This window comes from Planktothrix sp. PCC 11201 (assembly GCF_900009135.1).
GTDB lineage: Bacteria > Cyanobacteriota > Cyanobacteriia > Cyanobacteriales > Microcoleaceae > Planktothrix.
Window position 1 is genome coordinate 32968 of record NZ_LT797699.1, and the last position, 23067, is coordinate 56034.

Consider the following 23067-nt stretch of genomic DNA (forward strand, 5'->3'; position numbering starts at 1 on the left):
TGTTCATCAACTTAACGAGTAACAGCCACAACTTCCGTCAGATCAAATCGATAAATTTCAATCACGGGATTAGCTAGTAACTGATCACAAATCTGGTCAAGTTGACTTTTTGCTTCGGTTTCATCCGTTGCTGAAAGGGTCATTTCAATATATTTACCAATCCGCACCTGTTCAACATTGTCATATCCCAGATGTTGAATACCAGATTTCACCGCCACGCCTTGAGGATCAAGAACAGAAGGACGGAGGGTAATATAAATTCTAGCTTGGTAGTGATGGGTCACAACAATCCCTACTTTAATGGCACAGTATTAATTATCCCTCAAAGATTGAAAAAAAGAACCTGTAAGTCTAATTTTCCGTCAGTATGGTTTGAATGGAGTGCATTAATTGTAGGAGAAACTTAAAATGAAATTACGCCATGTAACATTGATGGGATGGGTTTTCAGCCTGGTTTTAGCCCTTGCGCCCAGTGCTGGAGCGAATCTACAGCAAATCAGCCCCGGAGCTCCTGTCTCCCTCTCAGGAACCTCTGGGGGGCCTGTGAATAGTCAGGACTGTGGGTTTATTGCCCAAACTCCGAATCACGTTATTCAGGTTACTGATGATTTACCCTACTGGCGAATTATGGTGACCACATCGGGCTCACCGACCCTATTAATTGATGGCCCCACCGGACGTTATTGTATGTTACCCGAAGGTTCTGCCAATAGCGGTGTTTTACAGTATTCGGGTTATGGAGTTAAGGGAAATTATAACATTTATATTGGCGATCGTCAACAGGGTCAAAACCCTTATCGACTATCAATTTCTGATCAAAAATAATAGTTGAGATTGGGATAAATTAATCGAATTTTGATTAATTTATCGGAATTTGTACTTCACTATATTTGAGGTTCTCAGGTGTCATGGGAGAATTATAAAACAACCGTCGGGGAGAACCCACAATTTCGTATTCAGGATGTTGTTTTAACCAATTTTTTAACCGTTGTAAATTAACTTGATAACTCTCCCAACTATAAGCTCCTTGAATTCCAATACTCAGGACTTTCATGGTAGGAGTATCCGTTATATTGACATCGGATTGTATTTGTTGAGGGGTAATTTCAGGATGGGAATAGAGAAAAGAAACCTCGGCTTGATTCTGACAATCAGATTCCTGTAAATACCGAGCTTCCACCGGAGTTGTCATGGCAATATTATTACTGCTAATATGTTGAAATAGGGGATTAAATGCCTGGCGAGTGGCTTGAGTTAAATCCCCTTGATGGACATAGGTTACCCCTCGATAGGCGGGATATTGTTTAACTTCAATTACCCCAATGGGAGTCGGTGGTGGAAATCCTTCTGGAAAAGTAGCCATAGATTAGGGAAGGGGTAGTGGGTAATAGGTAATGGGTAAGGGGTAAGGGGTAATAGGTAATATTTAAGAGGAAAGTTTGATCAATAAACTGGCAACTTTTGCTCCTAAACTTTCTACATCCTGCTGTTGTTTGGGATCTTTCAAACTGCCATCGGGATTAAACACTTCAAAGGCTTGGGAAATAGACTTTTGTTGAGGAATAACTAACACCCCAATACTTTCTAAAATAGCCCGAACATGAACTAACCCGCGCATTCCTCCAAACCCTCCAGGGGAGGTGCTCATAATTGCTGCAATTTTATTATTAAAACAGGCTAATCCGGGTAAATTAGGTTCGGGACGAGATGCCCAATCAATGGCATTTTTTAATAACGGTGTAATCGAACTATTATACTCAGGACAGGCAATTAATAATCCTTGATGGGCTAACATTAAATCTTTAAATTCACGAACAGCCGCCGGAATTCCCTGTTGAGCTTCTAAATCTTCATCAAATAAGGGCATCGGGAAATCCCGTAAATCAATATAGGTGACTTCCGCCCCGGCTGTTTTGGCCCCGGCGGCGGCGATTTGGACTAACTTTTTATTAAAGGATGCTTCCTTTGCACTTCCAGCAAAGGCGAGAATTTTGGGGGAATTTGCCATGATGGTATCGGTGATTATTTCTGAGTATTATTATAAGTTAAAGCCGGGGAATTTGTCGAACTTGCTCCTGGAAAAACCGGGCAAAAATCCGATAATTGTTGCAGATGAGTTAGGGTAATTTCGGGTTTATCTCGGTACATGGTCACCTGTCCACTAATATAAACATAGCCCCGTCCTAACCCCGTATATCGTTTATTAATTAAATGAACGATAGGAGCATATTTATTATCACTAGCTTCAGGAATCCATAATTTCAAACTCCGGTCTTTTGTTCCCGTATGAATAATCCCACTATTCCCAATCCATTTAGTAATTCCCTCCTGTAAATCACAAAAAATAGTAATGGATTGTTGCTTCATCGCGGCTAATAATATTTTAGGATAATCTAAACGTACGGATAACACGCCATTCGGTTGTCCATAGCGACGAAAATCATCCACAATCGAAGCTCGTAACGACCACCAAGGCATTAGAATTGTATAGTTTCTAAACGCACTACTTTCGTTAGTTTGGCGATTCCAAATCATGCGATTATGGGCTTGAGCTTCCGCTTCAGCCAGCATCATTTCTTGATGATATAATCGAGATGATCCATATTTAATAAAATAAGGACTCCAACCTTCCTTAATTAATTTTAAATTATAATTTTCTCCTTGTTTATGAACACAACAAATTAATCGTCCGTGATGATCTCGATATTTTTCTAAGCATACTTCTACAGGTTCATTGCTATCAAATTCAATATCGACTTTTGTTAAAAAACCATGTTCATTCATAAAATATTGCCGCGCCATTTCTGATGCCGCAATTCCCGCATTGGTTCGAGGTTTAGAATCATGGTTAAGTATTTCTTCGGTGTCCACACAATCGAGTCTTAAAAATTCCCGCTTATCATTGAGTAACACCTTGATTGTGTCCCCATCCACAACTCTTGTGACTTGTAAGTTCTTAATCCGAGTTCCCACAATATTTGATTGTCCTTTTCGTGATAAATGATACCGTTTATTTTGATACTGGCATTAATCGTCGTCGCCATAATACCATAGTGGGTTAAAATTGCATCCTAAACATTGATTAAGATGGAACTTATTAGGTATAATTATTAAAGATGAATAATCCTAACCTGATTTTACAGGTTGTTTTTTACAAATCTGAAGAAGAAGGAATATTATCATAATTAGGTAAAAAATTCAACTTTTAATTTTTTTTAGAATCCCATAAATAATAGTGATAGCCAATTAATTAAAGCGACTATTTTTGTTTTAAAACCACTAATGTGATATCATCAAATACCTTCTGATTGCCAATAAATTGTCGAAGATCATCAATCACAGACTGACGAATATCTGGGGCAGAAAGATGTCGATTTTTGACCACAATTTGACAGATTTTTTCTAACCCATATAGCTCTTGATTAATATTTTCGGCTTCCGTAATTCCATCGGTATATAAAATGATAATATCTTGGCTATTTAATTGGACTGTTGTTTGAGCAATAAAATCAGCGATTTCTGCATCTAAACCAATGGGAAATCCTAAATCAATCGTATCAAATTTTTCCACAACACCATCGGCTCGCACGACAATCATTTCCTCATGTTGTCCGCTTAATTTCACCACACCATCAGCATAATCTATAATGGCTAAGGTCATATTTTTATCGGAGTTCATCCGTTCAATATTACCATAAAGGGTGCGGTTGAGGATATCTAAAAAGCGCACTGGATCGGTTTCGTTACTTTCTTTTAGAGCGCGTACTGCGGTTTGTGCCATTAGCATTAATACACCACTTTCTAAACCGTGTCCTGTGACATCACCGATCGCGATCTTCACCCCATGCTCACTCAATAAAACATCATAATAATCGCCCCCTACTTCATCGGCTGGTTCCATATATCCAGCAATATCTAAACCCTCGATCGCGTCTAATTCTGCGGGTTTGGGTAACACCATTTCTTGTAATTTTTTCGCCACATCTAACTCCGCACTCAGGCGCAAATTTTCCTCTTGCAATTTTTCGTTAAGGGCACTAATTTCTTGATTAGCTTCGGCTAATTGGGCGGTGCGTTCGACCACTTTATTTTCTAAGGTTTGGTAGAGACGGGCATTTTCTAGCGCGATCGCGGCTTGTCCTGATAATAATTTAATCACTTCTAATCGGTCGGGTGTAAAAGCTCCAGTCGTGAGGTTATTTTCCAGATAAACAATGCCAATTAATTGACCTTGATTGAGCAAAGGGGTACATAAAATTGATTGAGGTTGATGGGTGATAATATAAGGATCATTAACAAAATTACCCTCTTTGGTGGCATCTTTTAAAACCACATCTTCCTTCAGTCTGGCTACATAATTGACGAGGGTAACAGGTAAGTGATTTTCCAGGGGAATTGATTGTAATGCTGTGATGTTATCATCATTGACAACTCCCGAGGCTTCAATCAGTAATTGTCCCTGAGTTTCTAAGACTAAATAACCTGATTGAGCTCCGGCATTTTGGATGATAATTTTCATCAAAGATACCAGTAATTGATCTAAGACAATTTCCCCAGAAATGGCTTGAGATGCTTTCATCACTGTCGCTAAATCTAAAGTATCGCCGGAGTCAACCCCACTTGATTTGCGGGTAGTTCTTGTTCCTTTAATCAGGGGAGTAGTTGACGTTAAAGTTAATAATTGCGGGTATTTTTTCTCTAAGTCTTTAACTTTAGCCGTAGCACCCCAGAGAGTATACGCGTAGTGGGCTGACTGCATATAATCTTTGGCAATTTTTTCTTTGCCCCAATTTAGGTAAAATTTAGCCGCGAGTTCATTAGCCAGTGCTTCTTCTTGGATAAATTGATTTTCTTTAGCTCCTGAGATAGCGCGATCGTAAAGATCCATTGCTTCTAATTTTTGTCTAAAAACCCGACATTTTTCTGCTTCCACTAAATCAAATTTATGCTGAAAATTCATCGGAGCATGATTCGCCCATTTTTGCATTTTTTCCTGATTAGCTTGCACTTTATTCAACAGACAATCTTGTTCTGCATTCGGAACAAATGGATATATGATTAACCGCACCAAAGAATCATAGAAATGGAACACGGATTCCACTAAAAATGCTGTCACTCCATCTAAATAGTTGGCCGCGTCCATCGTATGTTCTAAAGCTTGCTGATCATCTCCAAACAAATAACAGAGGATGAGTTTATTGACATAAAAATAGTGCAATCCCGTTCGATCATTCGCTTGCTTAAGCATTGGTAAAGATGTCTGCTCATTATATGCTGCACCCAGTAAATAACAAGGATTGTTAGAAGTTTCCAACAAATTAAGAACTGTCTGCTGAAATATTTGATTCCAAATTAAAGCATTATTTTGCTTAAGTTGGGCCAGGGAATGACTTGTGATTGCCATTTCCCTCGCAAGTTCTGTCAGTTCCTGACCGATAAAATATGAATATTGGCCTTTTTGCATGGCAGCATAGCCACCATATTCCAAGTGTCCATTTTCCAGTCCGCTTTGATATCCTTCTGATAAAAGAGATAGGGTTTCTTTTGCATGAACTTTGCCATGAACTGTACAAGAACCAGCTATAAAATTAATTTCAGTTTTAAATTCTAAAGCATTTAATTTATTTACCAAAATTAAAGCTAAATTTCCAAAATTATAACCCGAATCAATCTCTAACAATACTCCCTTTAGGATGACTCCATAAGAGGCATAACCATAAGGAGAAAACAAAGAATTACCATGTTTAACAGATAGAGTAACCAGTGATAATACAATCAAAGGAAACAGTGTAGGAGCTGCTTGATAGGTAGAAGAACCCATACTTGATAAGATACGCATAATTGCTAAGTGATCGGGATCTGTTGCTAAAGGAAGATTGAGTAAATCATCTATAGTTTTCCCATTTAAACAAGTATTTGTTTCTAAAAGTGCTTGCTGAATATCCAACGGTGTCGGAGATTTAGGCAAACTAATTCCCATTAAATTTAGCACTTCTAGCCCAACTTTTACGGCTTCTAATTGTTGGGATTTAGCCATACTAGTTTGAATTTTTACCTCATAAATTTTTACTTTTTCAAGCATAGTTTTTGCCTGTTTAAGCACAACTTCTGCCCATTTTTCCATCTCCTCATAATTGCCGTTAAGGTATGCTGCTTCTACCGCTTCTGAGTACAAGGATAGAGTGAGGTGATACTGACTCTGCCAACTATCTGCACTTAGGAGTTTTATCCCCAAATTTAAGTATTCAACTGCGGCATTATAAGCTGTAGCAATCTTAGCTTTTTTACCTGCTAATAGATTCAATTTAGCTAGGGCATCTCTCTCGGATTTTGTGGTAATTAGCTCCTTCCCTAAATTCAGATTATTGACAATCTCAAATATTTTTTCTTCTCTCTGTTGTTCAGACAATTTTTCTAATAGTTGTTTACCAATTTTTAAATGTGTTTCCGGTTTTTCTAATTCAGGAATCAAGGTATATGCCGCTTGTTGGACGCGATCGTGAATAAATTTATAGTTCGGTAATTCATAATTAGGAGTTTTTAATAAAGCTAATTCGATATTTTCTCTCGTATCTAATGGCATGACCAAATTCTCTGAGACAGCCCTATCAAGACTATCAATAATATTTCTTAACCCGGTTGACTCAACTGCGCTCACCAGAGGTAAATCGAATTGATTACCGATCGCGGCTCCTATTTTTAAAATATCTTGAGTTTCTGGGGGCAATCTTTTGATTTTACCTGTCATTAATTCTACGACATTATCGGTAAAATCTCGCTTTTCAATATCATCTAAATCCCAATCCCAACTCAAAGATATGCGATTGAATTTCAACAATTCTTCTGTATAAAGTGATCGCAAAAACTCATTAATAAAAAACGGATTACCCCCCGTTTTTAACAAGACTAATTGCGCTAAAGATTTAACCTTTTCTGGAGTAGTTTTTAGCGCATCCCTGATCAATTCTGAAATGGTCACTAAATCTAAAGGTGAGAGGAAAACCCGCTCAATAATCGCCCCATTTTTGGCAATTTCATCTAGGGTTAATATTAAGGGATGGGCGGGAGAAACCTCATTATCTCGATAGGCTCCCATTAAAAATAATCCCTGTACATCACCACTCATTAATAATTGTATTAATTTTAATGATGCACCATCAGCCCATTGTAAATCATCTAAAAATAAGGCTAAAGGATGTTCGGGTTGAGTAAAAACTTTAATAAAGTTCTGAAAGACAAAATTAAAACGGTTTTGGGATTCATTCGCCCCTAATTCGGGTACCGCAGGCTGTTTACCAATGATTAATTCTAGTTCGGGAATGACATCAATAATAACTTTACCATTTACTCCTAAACTAGCTAGTATTTTTGCTTGCCATTTATTCAGTTCTACTTCTGTTTCAGTTAACAAGTTTCTGATTAATTCTCCTAATGCTTTAACTACCGCACTATAGGGAATATTTCGCTGAAATTGGTCAAATTTTCCGGCAATAAAATAACCTCTTTTTTCTGTAATCGGTTTATAAATTTCTTTCACTAAAGCTGTTTTTCCGATGCCAGAATATCCAGCAATTAATATTAATTCAGAACCCCTAAAGTCTTTATTAGCAAGGAGTGAAGATGGACTACTAACTCGCTCAAAAGCTGTTAATAAAGTTGTGATCTCGAATTCTCTCCCATATAATTTTTGAGGGATTTGAAATTTATCGGAAATATCTTGAGTCGCTAAAGTAAAATTATCTATATTTCCCGTGGATTGTAATTTTTGTAAACAATTTTCTAAATCTGCTTTTAATCCCCAAGCACTTTGATAGCGATCTTCGGCATTTTTCGCCATTAATTTCATCACAATATTGGCTAGTACCGGAGGAATTAATGGGTTAATTTCTGAGGGTAATATAGGTTGTTTCGCAATATGACAATGGACTAATTCTAAATCATCCTCTGTTTCAAAAGGCAGTTTTCCAGTTAACATTTCATAAAACGTGACTCCCAAGGAATAAAAGTCAGTACGATAGTCTAAACTTCGGTTCATCCGCCCGGTTTGTTCAGGAGAAATATAGGGTAACGTTCCCTCTAATACGTTGGGATTTCTTAAGGTGGGATTTTCTCTAGTTAAGCGCGTAGAAATCCCTAAATCAATAATTTTTAATTGTTGGGTTTGGGGGTTAAGTACGATATTGGCAGGGTTAATATCTTTATGGATAATATTGGCAAAGTGAATTTGTCCTAAACTTGTAGAAATTTTAATCGCAATTGACAGAAATTCTCCTAAACTAAACTGATGATGTTGTCTCAATATTTTCAAAGATTCGCCCCCGAAATCTTCGACAAACATGACAAAAGCATTCTGATATTTTTCTAAACCGTAGGCTTTAACGACACCTTCCTGGTTCAGAGTGCGAGTCAGTTCATATTCTTGTTTATAGCGAGTCAGTTCCGCAGGGGTAGGATAATCTTGTTTGAGGACTTTGAGGATCACTCTTTGGTTATCAGTCTCGCGAATAGCGCGATAGACTGCTGAATTAGCACTTTCATAGATTGCAGTGAAAGTCTGGTAGCCATCAATTTTTAGCATTTTTGGTTTTTCCCCTTAACGGATAACTAATAACGATCTAATTAATTATAATCCCTAACCAGAGGTTCTATTAAATCAATAATTTGCTCAAATTGAAATTGACGCACCATTTTAGTTAAGATTTTAGCGAAAGAAGTTTCTGTTTCGGGAATTTCTGGGATTAATCTCATAATTTGCTGATCATCTGCTTCCAGAACGGCTTGATATAATTTGAGTAGCCATTCTTGGGGCATGATTTGGAATTGTTCTGTAGTTAGTTGGGATAATTCATTTATTTCTTCTCCTGTTTGGCTATTTCCATCTGTCATATCTTCATAAATATATTTAACTCCTAAATGCTTTCTTAATATTTCAAAAATTGTATATTCTTTAAAGGGTTTTCTCATAAAATCATCACATCCTGCTGATAAAGTGATCGCTTTTTCTTCTTCTAAGACACTGGCAGTTAAAGCAATAATCGCGGTAGTATTACCTTGAGTCGTTGACTTAATATATTTAGTGGCTTCATAACCATCCATAACAGGCATTCTCATATCCATAAAAATTAAGTGAGGTTGCCATTGCTCCCAAATAGTAATAGCTTCTTGTCCATTACTTGCTTCTTTCACATCAAATCCTAAAGGTAAAAGTAACTTTATTAATAATTGGCAATTAATCGCTTTATCATCTACCGTCAAGATTTTGTAAGTCGGTTGTTCGGGTGCTAGTTTTAATACTTTTTGCTGTGAAATATTCTGATTATTAATAGTTTCTTGACCTAATTTTACGTTAATCAAAAATTGAAAAGTTGTGCCTTTTCCTAATTCACTTTCTACCGTAATATCTCCCCCCATTAACTGCACAAATTGACGACTAATTACTAATCCTAATCCTGTTCCTTCTTGGGCTTCTCGTCCCGATTCTGTTTGCGAAAATGCCTCGAATAAGTTAGTTAATTCTGCTTCAGAAATTCCTGTTCCTGTGTCGCTAATTGTAAAATTTAAAATATAATTTTGATTGTCTTGATTTTCCTGTCTATTAACCATTAAAATTACTTCACCTTTCTGAGTAAATTTAATGGCATTCCCTAATAAATTTAATAAAACTTGACGTAATTTTACCCCATCAGCATAAAGATAACGAGGTAGCTTTTCTCCCCGCACAAAAATTAATTCTAAACCCGCATTAAACGCCCTTAAATGTAACATATCTTCCAAATCATCTAATAATTGATAGAGGTCAAAATCCTTTTGATTCAGAGTCGTTTTTTGAGCTTCAATTTTAGAAAAATCCAACACATTATTAATTAATGTTAATAAATATTCTCCACTACGATGAATAATACCAGCATTTTCATAGTGTTCAGAGGGTATGTTTTTTGTGCGTAAAATTAATTGGGAAAAACCAAGAATTGCGTTTAATGGACTCCGCAATTCATGGCTCATATTGGCAATAAATGTACTTTTTGCTTGATTGGCTATTTCCGCCTTTTCCTTAGCAATAACTAACTCTGCTGTGCGTTCTTCTACTCGATTTTCTAAAGTTTCAAAAGATGTTTGTAACTGAATTGCCATACTATTAAATGAATTGGCAAGAGTTGATATTTCTGTAATACTTTTAGTTTCTATTAGATCATTTTTTTGATCAGAATTTTTCCATTCTCCTAATGCTAAAGTCTTACTTGCTTGACTTAATTGTAAAATTGGTTTAGTAATCCATCGAGCCGTGAGGATACCAATTATTGTAGCAACAACAAGAGTTAGACCACAAAATACAATTGTCAAATAGGCATTTTCCTGAATATGTTCTATAAAGTCAGATTCAGGAACAACAATAACTGTGAGCCAGTTTAAATTTTGTTTGTTCACTGGAAGAACCTGCACAAAATATTTCTGACCCTCCACTAATAAATTAAATTTTTGATTTTTTTGAATGTCTTGTAGTTTAAAGTGATCTGTTAAATATTGGGAGGTTAATCGAATGAGTTTATTTTTACTAGCTGTTGCTTTTAAGCGGCGGGAACTAACATTAAGATTTTGAGATAACTCACTTTTAGCAGTAGTTATAAATGGTACTTCATTAATGGAATTGGCAATCATTTGTCCTTGTTTATCTATTAAAAATGCTTGTCCTGTGTTCCCAATTTTTAGATGTTGGAGAAAATCCCCAAACTGAATCAGATATAGAATTGAAGCAAGTATCCCTTGAAATTCTCCCTCGTTATTATAAAATGGGAGATGATAGCCAATACCCAAAATTGGGTGGTCTTTTCCCCGTGATAAACTGACAAAAATTTGCCAATTTCCAGTTTTAGCCTTCTTTGCTTCACCATACCAAGGCTTACCTTTAGGGGGGTCATTATGAGGATTATAGTCAGTTCTAATCTGTAGTAACTGATGAGTTTTACCTGTAAGATCTGCTCGGTAACGATAGAAGTTTTTGCTTTTTGAACCATTCAAAATTCTCACGGTAAGTTCAGTAGATGTATGTCGTGAAACTTCTAAAAAGTCTTTCTGTTCGTTAGCAATCATCAGACCCCTGACTCTCGGAAAAATTTGTAATTGCTGGGCAAAATGTGTTTGTACTCTTGGTAAATTTTGGTAATCTAAAATTCCTTGACGGATGAGAGAAGCATTAGTTTGAACAACTTGTTCGGGTGCATCGAGATAGCTGTTTAAGTTTTGTTCAATGCGATCGCCGATTTCTGACATCAAAGATGTTGCCATATCTTCCACCGCTTTTTGTCCACTGCGATAGGAGAGAAAACCGACTAATCCTACTGCGCCCACAATTTGCAAAACAAAAGGGACAATTAGTAATAATCTCAGGGGAATTTGTCGAGATTTTGGGGTTTTATGGGCGCGATCGCTATTAATCATTCAGTAATCAGGAATATTATTTATAAAAATTATCAATTATCACTTGTCCATTGTCAATTGTCCACTGTTATGTTAAAGGTTCTATTAAATCAATAATTTGCTCAAATTGAAATTGACGCACCATTTTAGTCAAGCTTTTAGCAAAAGAAGCTTCTGTTTCGGGAATTTCTGAGATTAATCTCCTGATTTGCTGATCATCTGCTTCGAGAACTGCTTGATATAATCTGAGCACCCATTCTTGGGGCATTACTTGTAATTGTTCTGTAGTTAGTCGGGGTAATTCATTAATTTCTCCTCCTATTTTACTATTTCCCTCGGTCATATTTTCATAAATATATTTGACTCCTAAATGCTTTGTTAATCTTTCAAAGATTGTAGATTCTTTAAAGGGTTTACGCATAAAATCGTCACATCCAGCCGACAAAGTAATCGCTTTTTCTTCTTCTAAGACACTGGCAGTTAAAGCAATAATCGCGGTCGCATTACCTTGAGTCGTTGACTTAATATATTTAGTCGCTTCATAACCATCCATGACAGGCATTCTCATATCCATGAATATTAAGTGAGGTTGCCATTCTTGCCAAATCGCTATAGCTTCAATTCCATTACTCGCTTGTTTCACTTCAAATCCTAAAGGTGAAAGTAATTTTATTAATAATTGGCAATTAATCGCTTTATCATCTACCGTCAAGATTTTATAAGTCGGTTGTTCGGGTGCTAGTGCTAATACCCGTCGGGGATTAATTTGTTCAATTTGAGTTGATTCTTGACCTAATTGTACCGGAATTGAAAATTGAAAATTTGTGCCTTTTCCTAATTCACTCTCTACTGTAATATCTCCCCCCATTAACTGCACAAATTGACGACTAATTACTAATCCTAATCCGGTTCCTTCTTGGGTTTCTCGTCCTGATTCGGTTTGCGAAAATGCCTGGAATAAGTTAGTTAATTCTGCTGATGAAATGCCCTTTCCTGTATCTTTGACAGTAAATTTTAAAGAGTGATTCCCCTTAATCTCCTCTTGCTCCCCCTTTACTAAGGGGGGTTGGGGGGGATCGTATCCAACACTTAAAATAACTTCACCTTTTGATGTAAATTTAATCGCATTCCCTAATAAATTTAATAAAACTTGACGTAATTTGACGCTATCACTGTAAATATAACGAGGTAGATTTTCTCCCCGCACAAAAATCAATTCTAATCCCGCATTAAACGCCATTAAATGTAACATATCTTCTAAATCATCGAGCAATTGATAGAGATCAAAATCCTTTTGATTAAGGGTAGTTTTTTGGGCTTCAATTTTCGCAAAATCCAGTACATTATTAATTAAAGTCAACAAATATTCCCCACTGCGATGAATAATCCCCGCATTTTCTGACTGTTCCTGCGGTAAATTTTTATTCCGTAACATTAATTGGGAAAATCCTAAAATAGCATTGAGGGGCGATCGCAATTCGTGACTCATATTAGCAATAAATGAACTTTTTGCCTGATTAGCAACTTCCGCTTTTTCTTTGGCAATGACTAACTCTGCTGTGCGTTCTTCTACCCGATGTTCTAAAGTTTCAAAAGATTCTTGTAACTGACTTGCCATAATATTAAATGAATGGGCAAGAGTTGATATTTCTGTAATATTTTTAGTTCTTATTAAATCATTTTCTTGATCAGACTTTTGCCATTCTCCTAATGCTAAAGCCTGACTTGCTTGACTTAATTGTAAAATTGGTTTAGTAATCCATCGAGCAGTAAGAATACCAATTATTGTGGCAACAACAAGAGTTAGACCACACAAGACAATTGTTAAATGGGCATTTTCCTGAATATGTTCTATGAAGTCATTCTCAGGAATGACAATAACTGTTAGCCAGTTTAAATTTTGTTTGTTCACAGGAAGAACCTGCACAAAATATTTCTGACCATCCACTGATAAATTAAATTTTTGAAATTTTTGAATATCTTGTAGTTTAAAGTGATCTGTTAAATATTGGGAGGTTAATCGAATGAGTTTATTTGTACTAGCTGTTGCTTTTAAGCGGCGGGAACTAGCATTAACATTTTGAGATAATTCACTTTTCGCAGTAGCTATAAATGGTACTTCATTAACAGAATTAGCAATCATTTGTCCTTGTTGATCGATCAAAAATGCTTGCCCTGTGTTCCCAATTTTTAGACCTTGGAGAAAGTCTCCAAACAGAGGTAGATATAGATTAGAACCAAGTACCCCTTGAAATTGTCCCTGTGCATCTTGAAATGGCAAATGATAAGTTGCAGACAGAAGCGGGTGATTTTTTCCCTGTGATAAATTGACAAAAATGCCCCAAGTTCCGATCTTGGCTTCCCTTGCCTCACCATACCAAGGCTTCCCTCCGGGGGGGTCATTATGGGGATTATAGTCAGTTCTAATCTGTAGTAATTGATGAATTTTACCTGTGAGATCTGCTCGGTAACGATAGAAGTTTTTGCTTTTTGAAGTATCTAAGATTCTTACATTAAGTTGATCAGATCTGTATCGTGAAACTTCTATATAGTCTTTTGTTTCATTAGCAATTTTCACCGTACTCACACTAGAAAAAATTTGCAATTGCTGGGCAAAGTGTATTTGTAGTCTTGGTAAATTTTGGTAATCTAAAATTCTTTGCCGGATGAGAGAAGCATTAGTTTGAACAACTTGTTCGGGTGCTTTGAGATAGCTATTTAAGTTTTGTTCAATGCGATCGCCGATTTCTGCCATTAAAGATGTTGCTATATCTTCTACGGCTTCTTGTCCACTACGATAGGAAAGATAACCGACTAATCCTACTGCGCCCACAATTTGCAAAACAAAAGGGACAATTAGTAATAATCTTAGGGGAATTTGTTGAGATTTTTGGGATTTTGAGGTGCGATCGCTACTCATCATTTTGATAAATTTTAAATATAATAAAAAATCCCTGGTTTACCAGGGAAGATCACAAAATTAACACTGATCACTGGTACGGGCGGGTTCTTTTATATCTGTTGTTAATCACCTAAATCTCGATGAACCCGCCCCTACAAATGATTACGCCCCACCGCGCAATTTTTCTAATACACTCCGATCCTGTAACGTAGAGGTATCTCCGGTAATTTCCTGACCCGACGCCAGCGATCGCAATAACCGCCGCATAATCTTCCCAGACCGGGTTTTGGGTAAATCATCCGTAAACCGAATTTCCCCGGGACGGGCTAAGGCCCCAATTTCACCGACAACGTGCTTTTTCAATTCCTTGGCCAACTCCTCCGAGGCTTCCTTGCCTTCCTCCAAAGTAACAAAAGCCACAATCTCCTCACCCTTAATCTCATCAGGTTTTCCAACCACCGCCGCCTCAGCCACCGCCGGATGGGACACCAAAGCTGACTCAATTTCCATCGTCCCTAAACGGTGTCCTGACACATTGATCACGTCATCCACCCGACCCATGACCCAGAAATATCCATCCCGGTCTTGATGGGCTCCATCCCCGGCAAAATAGAGGGGTATACCGTCTTTGGGTTTCAAATATTCCCAATAGGTGCGCCGGAAGCGGTCGGGATCACCATATATCGTCCGCATCATTCCTGGCCAGGGATAGCGCACCACCAAATACCCGCCACTGTCATCGGTCACGGGTTGACCTTCGGTGTCCACCACATCCGCTAAAATCCCAGGGAAGGGTAAGGTGGCCGAACCAGGTTTGGTGGGGGTCGCCCCGGGTAAGGGGGTAATCATAAATCCGCCCGTTTCTGTTTGCCACCAAGTATCGACAATCGGGCATTGACCGTTCCCAATCACCCGTTGATACCACATCCAAGCTTCCGGGTTAATGGGTTCTCCCACGGTTCCTAAGAGCCGTAGAGACGATAAATTGCGGGACTTGGGATGATGTTCTCCCATTTTCATAAATGACCGAATGGCGGTGGGGGCGGTATAGAAAATCGTTACCCCGTATTTTTCCACCACATCCCAGAAACAACCTGGGTTAGAGGCCCTCGGAGCCCCCTCATACATGAGGGTTGTCGCCCCATTGGATAACGGCCCATAGACAATATAACTGTGTCCGGTGATCCAACCGACATCGGCCGTACACCAATAGACATCGGTATCCTGTAAGTCGAAGGCCCATTTATTGGTAATGTGGGTGTAGAGGTTATACCCGCCCGTGGTGTGAACAACGCCCTTGGGTTTGCCCGTTGTCCCACTGGTATACAGGATGAACAGCATATCCTCACTATCCATCGGCTCGGCGGGACAGTCGGCGGAAACCCCCTGTCTGAGATCATGCCACCAATGATCCCGTCCCGGTTCCATATTAATTTTTTGGTTAGTTCTCTGTACCACTAAAACGTTATCAACGCAGGTCGCCCCCGCTTCAATGGCCTTATCCACCTGTTCTTTTAAGGGGACAATGGCATCTTTGCGCCATCCCCCATCGGCGGTAATTACTAATTTAGCTTCCGCATCCACTAACCGATCTTTTAAGGCTTCTCCACTAAACCCGCCAAAGACAACGGTATGGGGCGCGCCAATGCGGGCACAGGCTAACATGGCAATGGCGGCTTCGGGTATCATGGGCATATAGATGCCAATGCGATCGCCTTTTTGCACTCCTAACTGTTTGAGAACGTTTGCCATTTGACAGACTTCTCGATGCAGTTGGAAGTAAGTTAAAGTTCGGGTATCGCCAGGTTCTCCTTCCCAAATTAAGGCGGCTTTATTTTTCCGCCAAGTGGTTAAATGCCGATCTAAACAATTATAGGAAATATTAATTTTGCCATTCACAAACCATTTGGCAAAAGGGGGTTGCCAGTCTAAAACCTGATCCCATTTTTGAAACCAATGGAGTTCTGTTTCCGCTAGTTCTGCCCAAAATGCTTCGGGGTTAGCTTTGGCTTTTTCATAGAGTTGTTTGTACTCCTCTAAACTTTTAATATGAGCATTCTGGGAAAACTCTGGTGTGGGTTGAAACAACCGATTTTCTTGCAGAATCGATTCTATCGTAGGTTGTGACATAATCAGTAATCAGTCATCAGGGATCAGTTATCAGTGTAAGAGTTAAGAGTTAAGGGTTAAGAATAGGCTTGATAATTCTTAACTTTATTGATTACTGATTAGGCTGCATAGGCATTTATAGCTTATAATTTAGCGAACGAGGACGCTGGCACTGCTTATATATAAAGATTTTTCAATCATAAACTTAGACGCTTAACCGCTTACTGATTACTGTTTACTGATTACTAATTATGGAAATGATTGGTCAACTCTTAGATCGAAGATACCGAATTGTTCAAGTCCTTAGTTCAGGAGCTTTTGGACAAACCTATTTGGCTGCGGATACCCGACGTCCGGGTCATCCCCAATGTGTGGTGAAACAATTGCGACCGCCTAATAATAATTCTAATACTTTAAAGACGGCATTGCGATTATTTCGCCAAGAAGCAGAAATTTTAGAACGGTTAGGAAAACATGATCAAATTCCGCAGTTGTTGGCTTATTTTGAGGATCATGATCAATTTTATTTAATTGAAGAATTTGTGAGTGGACAGCCTTTAATGAAAGAGTTAGTCCCTGGGGTTCCTTGGTCAGAAGAACAGGTGATTTTATTAATCGAAGATATTTTAGAAATTTTAGTATTTGTGCATGAGAATCAAGTTATTCATCGGGATGTCAACCCCTCTAATTTAATCCGTCGTAAATCCGATCAAAAATTAGTATTAATTGATTTTGGTTCCGTCAAAGAAGTCAGTAGCAGACTAGCTGATGGTAATGGTCAAGGATTACGAACCATTGCCACGGGAACCCCTTTTTATATGCCGATTGAACAGTTCCAAGGTCATCCCCAATATAATAGTGATATTTATGCGGTGGGGATGATTGCGATTCAAGCAATTACCGGGTTAGAAGCCTCGGATTTACCGAAGTTACAAGACCCGAGTTTATCGAGTACCGGGGAACCGAGTTGGCGCAATTATAGCAAAGCTAGTCCAGGGTTAGCCCAGGTTATTGATCAGATGGTACATCCTTATTATAGCAAACGCTATCTGACTGTAATTGATGTCTTAGATGATTTAAGAAAGGCAACTGGACGTTCAGGATTTAATATTAATAAGTTAAAAAATTTTCCTATTTATCAAGAAGAAAAAACTCCGATTTCCTGGCCTAAAATAGTAGCAATTACCACAACTGGATTAGTCGGTTTAATCGTGATTTTTGGATTGCTGCAAGTTTTAAATCGTCCCGATCCCATCAAAGCCGAAAATTCTTTAAAAAGAGGTGTAGAAAAAGTCAATCAAGGTGATCCAAAAGGTGCAATTCGAGCCTTTAATCAATCCATTAAATTTAATCCCAATAATCCCGAGGCCTATCATAAACGCGCCAATGCTCACTATGATTTGAAGGAATATAAAGAAGCCTTGGCCGATTATACCAAAGCCATCGAACTCAATCCTAACTATGTTAATGCTTATTTTAACCGGGGTTTAACCCGTTATGATACCTCGGATTTATCGGGGGCTTTAGCTGATTTTAACCAAGTCTTAAAACAAGAACCACAGGACGGAGAGGCTTTCTATAAACGCGGTTTAATCCATTATGACCTAGAAGATTATACCGCCGCTATTGGAGATTATAATACGGTTTTACGACTACAACCCAAACAAGCCAAAGTCTATCGCGCTAGAGGGACTGCATTGGTGAAATCAGGGGATTTACAATCAGGAATGGCCGATTATACCGAAGCGATTCACCTAGAACCTAAGAACCCGATCGGATATTATGATCGAGGTCGGGCTAGATTTCATTTAGGGGATTATCAAGGGGCTTTAGCGGATTATAATACCGTCTTGCAACTTGATCCGAATAATTCGGAAGCCTATGCTAATCGTTGTAGCGTTTATATTAATTTATGGGACTATAATCAAGCGATTAAAGATTGCACGGAAGCGATTAATAGAACTCCCAATGAAGTCGCCTATAATAATCGTTGTATTGCTAATTTGAATTTAAAAGATTATCCCAAAGCGATTGCAGATTGCTCAAAAGCTATTGAAATTAAAGGAGATGATTATAAAGCTTATGGTAATCGAGGATTAGCCCGTTCATCCGCCCAGGATTATCAAGGGGCAATTGCCGACTATACCCAAGGAATTAATATTAATCCCAATGATGCTGAAGCCTACGGAAATCGCGCCCAAGTCCATGTTACCATGAAGAATTATGATAAAGCGATCGCCGATTATGCCCAAGCAATTCGTCTGAAACCAAACTATGCGGCGGCCTATTATGGACGGGGATTAATTAGAATTGAAATCGGCGATAAAAGCGGTGCAATTAGTGATTTTGAACAGGCGGGAAAACTCTATTTGGAACAAGGCTTAACCGGGGGTTATAAAGATGCCCAGTTCCAAATTAAACGCCTACAATCCGGGGGGTAATTGAGTTTATCTGCCAATTCTATTTTTAAAACCAGAGGCTTTAAATTGTTTGAGTTGCAGGGGAGGTTCCAGATTAGAAGGAATCGAGATTCTAAATTCAAAATCACTAATTCCAGGAGGAACTGTATCAATATTGCCTAACCTTCCTCGATTTTGCATCACGGGGTTGTTAGTCGCATCATAAATCCGACCAAAAATATCCGCATCCACAACAACTTTTCCCGATGTATTATTCGCTTTTCCGGTAATAATAAAACAGTTGGCATCTTGACTAGAACCACTCGATACCGCCCCTTCAGATAATTCAGGAGGACAGTCTTTGTAACTTAAATCTTGCAGTTGAATCGGAATTAATGCCCAAGCTGGGGGAGTCCAAAAACTTGTAATTAAAACCCAGAAACAAGCGCAAACAATAACGGGTAAAATTCTAAATTTCATGGAAATTTTGAGTTATTTTATATGTAGATATTGTTGGAGAGACTGACCCATGATCTCAATCGGAGCAGGTTGCTTTAACCACAATTCTAAGGCGGCGGCTCCCTGCTGCACTAACATGGGCAGTCCATTTAAAATCATCGCACCTCTGGCAGCCGCTAAAGTCAAAAATTGGGTGGTTTCAGGAACATAAATTAAATCATAGGCGATCGCACCTAGTTTAATTTTGTCCATCACCGACACCTCCACGGGAGACTCTCCAACATTCGGGTACATTCCCACAGGGGTTGTATTCACCAGGAGGTCAGCTTGGGGAAGGAGACTCGATAATTGCTCCCAGGTACAGGTTTTGACCGCTACCGAGAGGGGGGACTTGATCCAACTCTGTTGAAACGTTGCTAATTTCTGGGGGTCACGACCGACCACATAAATTTCCCCGATCCCTAACTGGGCACATCCAGCCACCACCGCCCGCGCCGCCCCGCCATATCCCAAAATCACAGCCACCTGATCATCCCAGTTTCGATGATACACCTCTAAGGGAGTCAGAAAGCCCACCACATCGGTATTGGTACCGCTCCAACCCTTCTGAGTCCGCCAGACAGTATTCACCGCCCCGACGGACTGAGCCAGGGTGGTCACCTCCGATAAAAAGGGTAAAATTGCTTGTTTGTGGGGAATAGTAATATTAAATCCCTGAACTCCAATAGCCGCAAATCCCTCCATAGCGACCTTTAAATCTTGGGGAGAAATGGCAAAGGGGAGGTAAACATAATCTACTCCCAAATGGGCGATCGCGGCATTGTGCATCACTGGTGAAAGGGAATGTTCAATCGGATCACCGATTACTCCTAATAGTTTGGTTGTTCCTTTAATCATCTTTTCTCCTGTTTAATCAATTCTTGCCATTCTAAAATGATAGGAGAAGGAAGAATTAGAGTGTGTTTTTTACCCTCTAATGGTAAATGTAGCTTCACCTGTTCTGTTGAGGAGAGTTGAGGCAAAACTTCCTTGAGGTTATATTCACCAACATTAGGGGCAGGTGCGTTTTTAGCTAATTGATCCTCAGCTTGAAATAGTCTTCCTTGACGAGTCATAATTTCTAACCCTTGAGGATGAAGAAATGCAGCCTGATTCGGAAATCCCACTAAACGTAAATTAATGGTGTCAATCTGATCATTCTTGACTCGTTTAAACAGAACAACTTGCCAAGCACTCCCTGTTTCATCTCGTAAGCTATGACGGGATTGATACAACATTTGTCCGGGGGCTTCTTGTTGTTGCCCGATAGTCGCGTTGGCTGGTTCTAGGATGAAAAATTGGCTTCCTAAGATTAAGAACAACAAAGTCATCGGGATGACTACGATTTTGGTTAATAATCTCAACATCATTCCTCTCCTTGCAAATCATTAAAAATCAAAAATAGCTAGACAAAGCCCAGCTAAAATTCGTACAATCGGTTTAATCCATCTAAATCCGCGATCAAAATTCCTGAGCCTCTGCCAAAATCGGGTTAATATCATACCAAAAATGTTGGGCTTGGTGATATTCAAACACCCATAAACTTCTTAATAGGGTTTGATATTCCATTTGACCACTTAATTTTTTAGTCAGTGCTACTTGACGTAACATTTCTCTTTCATCGGCTTCAATAGCTAAGGTTAATTGATGGCGACGTTGTAAAATCACTTCCTCTAAGGATTGTCTAGTTAATGGAGGATCTTCTCTTTGTAAACAGCTATATAACAAAATTAGTAAACTCCGAACATGACCGCCACTAATTGTACAAAGTCGATCTAAAGTGTCAGGAGTGTCAAAAATACTTGTTACTAAGTCTGGATATTCTTTCGGATCAATACCCGGAAAAGCTCGAGCCATTACCATTTGGCGTAATAGTTCAATTCCTGGTTCACAGGGTGTACCGTCTTCAAATTTTACCGTAACCATGGGTAAGGTTTTCGGATCGCTCCCAAAGCGATTCATTAGTTGTCCTAAATTATTAGAAAAAATTAAACCGAGGGGAATAGTATAAACAACATGACAATTTAGTTTATTTAGTTGTTCACCCCGATCAATAAATAAATATTCCGGTTGCGGGCGTCCGGTACTATTTTGGGTATCAAGAATCCGGTCTAAATTATCAACAATGACGACTAATCCCTTTTTTCCCATTTGTTTCAATTGTTGGATTGATGGTTCCAATAATTCTTTATTTATCGCCTCTAAAATATTATTAGTTCGAGGTTCTAAATATTGACGCAATAAAGACCTTAAATCTCGACTATCTTTGGTTTTAGCCGTAATATTTCCAATTCCCATTGACAGGGAAAACTCCCCTTCCGTACTGGCAGCTAACGTCCCAATTCCGGGGACATTAATATCTCCTTTTAAATCAATTTCTGTATTTAAAACTCCGATCACTCCACTGAGTAAACTTTTAAAGCCTTTAGGTTGTAATTTAATTTTCAGTAGTTCAATACTTTCACTAACTTGACGGGCGATCGCTAATAAAATATCGGTAATATCCACATCCGCCATATCTAAATCCTTACTCGACTCAAAATAAACGACATGGAATCCTTCTTGTTTGAGTTGAGCTTGAAGTCGGAGTAATTCCGTTGACTTTCCCGATCCAACATGACCTGTAAACAGTTGACAAGTGGGGCGATCGGGTGATAAACGAGTAATCGTTCGAGCAATTTGCTCAATCAGTTTCCCACCGCGTGCAGGAGAAAAATCGATATAATATTGTTTATCTTCTGGGTTTTCTACATTTAGCGTTAAAACCGGATTAGAAGCGTTAAAAAAACGAGATAAATCAAGTTCCATTGTTGTTAAATGAGTTTGAATTTTGACAGGATCTCTATTACCTTAAGACTTGACATCGATGTTTCGATGTTCCCTATTTTCTGCGATTCAATATAAATCTTTAGTTTGCCAGGATTAGTAGGCTAACCACAACCCAAAACTAAAACCGAGACCGGAAGCAATCCCCAAAATCAAAAAGGTATAAAACCCATTGTACGACGCAAGTAATTTTTCTCCTGCTACCATTTGCGCCACGACCCCAGCAACCAAGGCGATCGCACCCCAAGCAGCAATAATAACCTCTGGCTGTATTTGTTCAATCACCCGCATCATAGCTTTTTGACCCGCCCCAATCCCAGCCCCAATCCATCCTCCTAATAGTAATCCAAATAGGCTCCCCGTTCCCAGTTTGGCTCTTGATTGAAATATTGCATCTAAAATAATCCCTAACATCAATCCCATAATTACCCCAAAACCCCCACCGAAAATCGCACCTAACCAGTTTCCTCGACGTGTTCCAGCAATTAGCCCGGCAATAGCAGCAATGCCCATCACCGTCAACAGTCCAATTATCGATTTAGAGGCCGTTTCTGAGCCAGCGATCGCCCCTAATCCCATGCCGACCATCCCCCATACCGTTGCTGTAATCATCCCGCCAGCTTCCTTTCCTAGCACCCAACCAGCGATCGCCCCAGCAAACATCAACGATATTAACCAAGGTTGAGACGAATCCGAATCTTCACTGGCGACTAAGGTAATAGTAAACCAAGCAATTAGACCAAATATCCAAACCCAGAAGGGAATCTTCAAAGTTATTAAAATCCAAGCTATCAGCGTATAACAAACAAACACCCCCGTGAGCCAGCCTAGGGGGATAGCAGGGGAGGCAGGGGAGGCAGGGGAGGCAGGGGGGGTTGGGGGAGCAGGGGAGGCAGGGGAGGCAGGGGGAGCAGGGGA

General features: G+C 39.0%; 15 protein-coding genes. 2 read left to right on the forward strand and 13 right to left on the reverse strand.

The annotated features are described in order from the left end of the window. Positions 1-11: 11 nt before the first annotated feature. The gene (gene purS / locus PL11201_RS08845) at positions 12-284 is read right to left on the reverse strand and encodes a phosphoribosylformylglycinamidine synthase subunit PurS (protein WP_079678233.1); all 273 of its coding nucleotides are present in this window, start codon (positions 282-284) and stop codon (positions 12-14) included. 124 nt (positions 285-408) lie between these two features. Between purS and PL11201_RS08850 the strand changes: the two genes are divergently transcribed. Beyond that, the gene (locus PL11201_RS08850) at positions 409-825 is read left to right on the forward strand and encodes a hypothetical protein (protein WP_079678234.1); all 417 of its coding nucleotides are present in this window, start codon (positions 409-411) and stop codon (positions 823-825) included. A 34-nt stretch (positions 826-859) separates the two neighbouring features. Here the strand turns inward: PL11201_RS08850 and PL11201_RS25900 are convergent, their stop codons facing one another. From PL11201_RS25900 to acs, 7 genes are all read right to left on the reverse strand, one after another. Beyond that, positions 860-1363, reverse strand: a complete 504-nt coding sequence (locus PL11201_RS25900; protein ID WP_144017701.1) for a heme-binding protein — start codon at positions 1361-1363, stop codon at positions 860-862. A 63-nt stretch (positions 1364-1426) separates the two neighbouring features. Beyond that, entirely contained in the window at positions 1427-2008 is a 582-nt protein-coding gene (locus PL11201_RS25905) for an NADPH-dependent FMN reductase (protein WP_144017702.1), read from the reverse strand. A gap of 14 nt (positions 2009-2022) precedes the next feature. Continuing rightward, the gene (locus tag PL11201_RS08860) at positions 2023-2973 is read right to left on the reverse strand and encodes a thermonuclease family protein (RefSeq protein WP_079678235.1); all 951 of its coding nucleotides are present in this window, start codon (positions 2971-2973) and stop codon (positions 2023-2025) included. Positions 2974-3259: 286 nt separating this feature from the next. Next, on the reverse strand, positions 3260-8578 hold the full coding sequence (locus tag PL11201_RS08865; RefSeq protein WP_079678236.1) for a SpoIIE family protein phosphatase: 5319 nt from the start codon (positions 8576-8578) through the stop codon (positions 3260-3262). Positions 8579-8619: 41 nt separating this feature from the next. Beyond that, positions 8620-11436, reverse strand: a complete 2817-nt coding sequence (locus tag PL11201_RS08870; protein WP_144017703.1) for a hybrid sensor histidine kinase/response regulator — start codon at positions 11434-11436, stop codon at positions 8620-8622. Between the two features lie 67 nt (positions 11437-11503). Then, positions 11504-14338, reverse strand: coding sequence for a hybrid sensor histidine kinase/response regulator (locus PL11201_RS08875; protein WP_200816732.1), 2835 nt, complete (start codon positions 14336-14338; stop codon positions 11504-11506). Positions 14339-14479: 141 nt separating this feature from the next. After that, positions 14480-16447, reverse strand: coding sequence for an acetate--CoA ligase (acs, locus tag PL11201_RS08880; RefSeq protein ID WP_079678238.1), 1968 nt, complete (start codon positions 16445-16447; stop codon positions 14480-14482). Positions 16448-16677: 230 nt separating this feature from the next. Here acs and PL11201_RS08885 point away from each other — a divergent pair, with 230 nt between their 5' ends. Further along, positions 16678-18867, forward strand: a complete 2190-nt coding sequence (locus PL11201_RS08885) for a serine/threonine-protein kinase (RefSeq protein WP_079678239.1) — start codon at positions 16678-16680, stop codon at positions 18865-18867. Positions 18868-18873: 6 nt separating this feature from the next. Here the strand turns inward: PL11201_RS08885 and PL11201_RS08890 are convergent, their stop codons facing one another. The 5 genes from PL11201_RS08890 to PL11201_RS08910 all read right to left on the reverse strand — a co-directional run bounded on the left by PL11201_RS08890 (position 18874) and on the right by PL11201_RS08910 (position 22920). After that, complete coding sequence (locus tag PL11201_RS08890; protein ID WP_079678240.1) at positions 18874-19305, reverse strand: hypothetical protein; 432 nt, start codon at positions 19303-19305, stop codon at positions 18874-18876. Between the two features lie 12 nt (positions 19306-19317). Then, the gene (locus PL11201_RS08895) at positions 19318-20181 is read right to left on the reverse strand and encodes a shikimate dehydrogenase (protein WP_079678241.1); all 864 of its coding nucleotides are present in this window, start codon (positions 20179-20181) and stop codon (positions 19318-19320) included. Next, positions 20178-20654 (reverse strand): DUF3122 domain-containing protein, encoded by a 477-nt coding sequence (locus tag PL11201_RS08900; RefSeq protein ID WP_234996649.1) that lies wholly within the window; start codon positions 20652-20654, stop codon positions 20178-20180. The genes PL11201_RS08895 and PL11201_RS08900 overlap by 4 nt, the downstream gene beginning before the upstream one ends. Positions 20655-20784: 130 nt before the next feature. Beyond that, the gene (locus PL11201_RS08905; protein ID WP_079678243.1) at positions 20785-22131 is read right to left on the reverse strand and encodes a P-loop NTPase fold protein; all 1347 of its coding nucleotides are present in this window, start codon (positions 22129-22131) and stop codon (positions 20785-20787) included. 114 nt (positions 22132-22245) lie between these two features. Next, positions 22246-22920: a hypothetical protein gene (locus tag PL11201_RS08910; protein ID WP_144017705.1), complete on the reverse strand. Its 675-nt coding sequence runs from the start codon at positions 22918-22920 to the stop codon at positions 22246-22248. Between the last annotated feature and the right edge of the window lie 147 nt (positions 22921-23067).

What these genes read in the sequence shown, in the direction of transcription:
- PL11201_RS08900 (WP_234996649.1), bottom strand. Translation starts at nt 20,654, where the DNA reads ATGACTTTGTTGTTCTTAATCTTAGGAAGCCAATTTTTCATCCTAGAA.
- PL11201_RS08865 (WP_079678236.1), bottom strand. Translation starts at nt 8,578, where the DNA reads ATGCTAAAAATTGATGGCTACCAGACTTTCACTGCAATCTATGAAAGT.
- acs (WP_079678238.1), bottom strand. Translation starts at nt 16,447, where the DNA reads ATGTCACAACCTACGATAGAATCGATTCTGCAAGAAAATCGGTTGTTT.
- PL11201_RS25905 (WP_144017702.1), bottom strand. Translation starts at nt 2,008, where the DNA reads ATGGCAAATTCCCCCAAAATTCTCGCCTTTGCTGGAAGTGCAAAGGAA.
- PL11201_RS08890 (WP_079678240.1), bottom strand. Translation starts at nt 19,305, where the DNA reads ATGAAATTTAGAATTTTACCCGTTATTGTTTGCGCTTGTTTCTGGGTT.
- PL11201_RS08850 (WP_079678234.1), top strand. Translation starts at nt 409, where the DNA reads ATGAAATTACGCCATGTAACATTGATGGGATGGGTTTTCAGCCTGGTT.
- PL11201_RS08875 (WP_200816732.1), bottom strand. Translation starts at nt 14,338, where the DNA reads ATGATGAGTAGCGATCGCACCTCAAAATCCCAAAAATCTCAACAAATT.
- PL11201_RS08870 (WP_144017703.1), bottom strand. Translation starts at nt 11,436, where the DNA reads ATGATTAATAGCGATCGCGCCCATAAAACCCCAAAATCTCGACAAATT.
- PL11201_RS08895 (WP_079678241.1), bottom strand. Translation starts at nt 20,181, where the DNA reads ATGATTAAAGGAACAACCAAACTATTAGGAGTAATCGGTGATCCGATT.
- PL11201_RS08905 (WP_079678243.1), bottom strand. Translation starts at nt 22,131, where the DNA reads ATGGAACTTGATTTATCTCGTTTTTTTAACGCTTCTAATCCGGTTTTA.
- PL11201_RS08885 (WP_079678239.1), top strand. Translation starts at nt 16,678, where the DNA reads ATGGAAATGATTGGTCAACTCTTAGATCGAAGATACCGAATTGTTCAA.
- PL11201_RS25900 (WP_144017701.1), bottom strand. Translation starts at nt 1,363, where the DNA reads ATGGCTACTTTTCCAGAAGGATTTCCACCACCGACTCCCATTGGGGTA.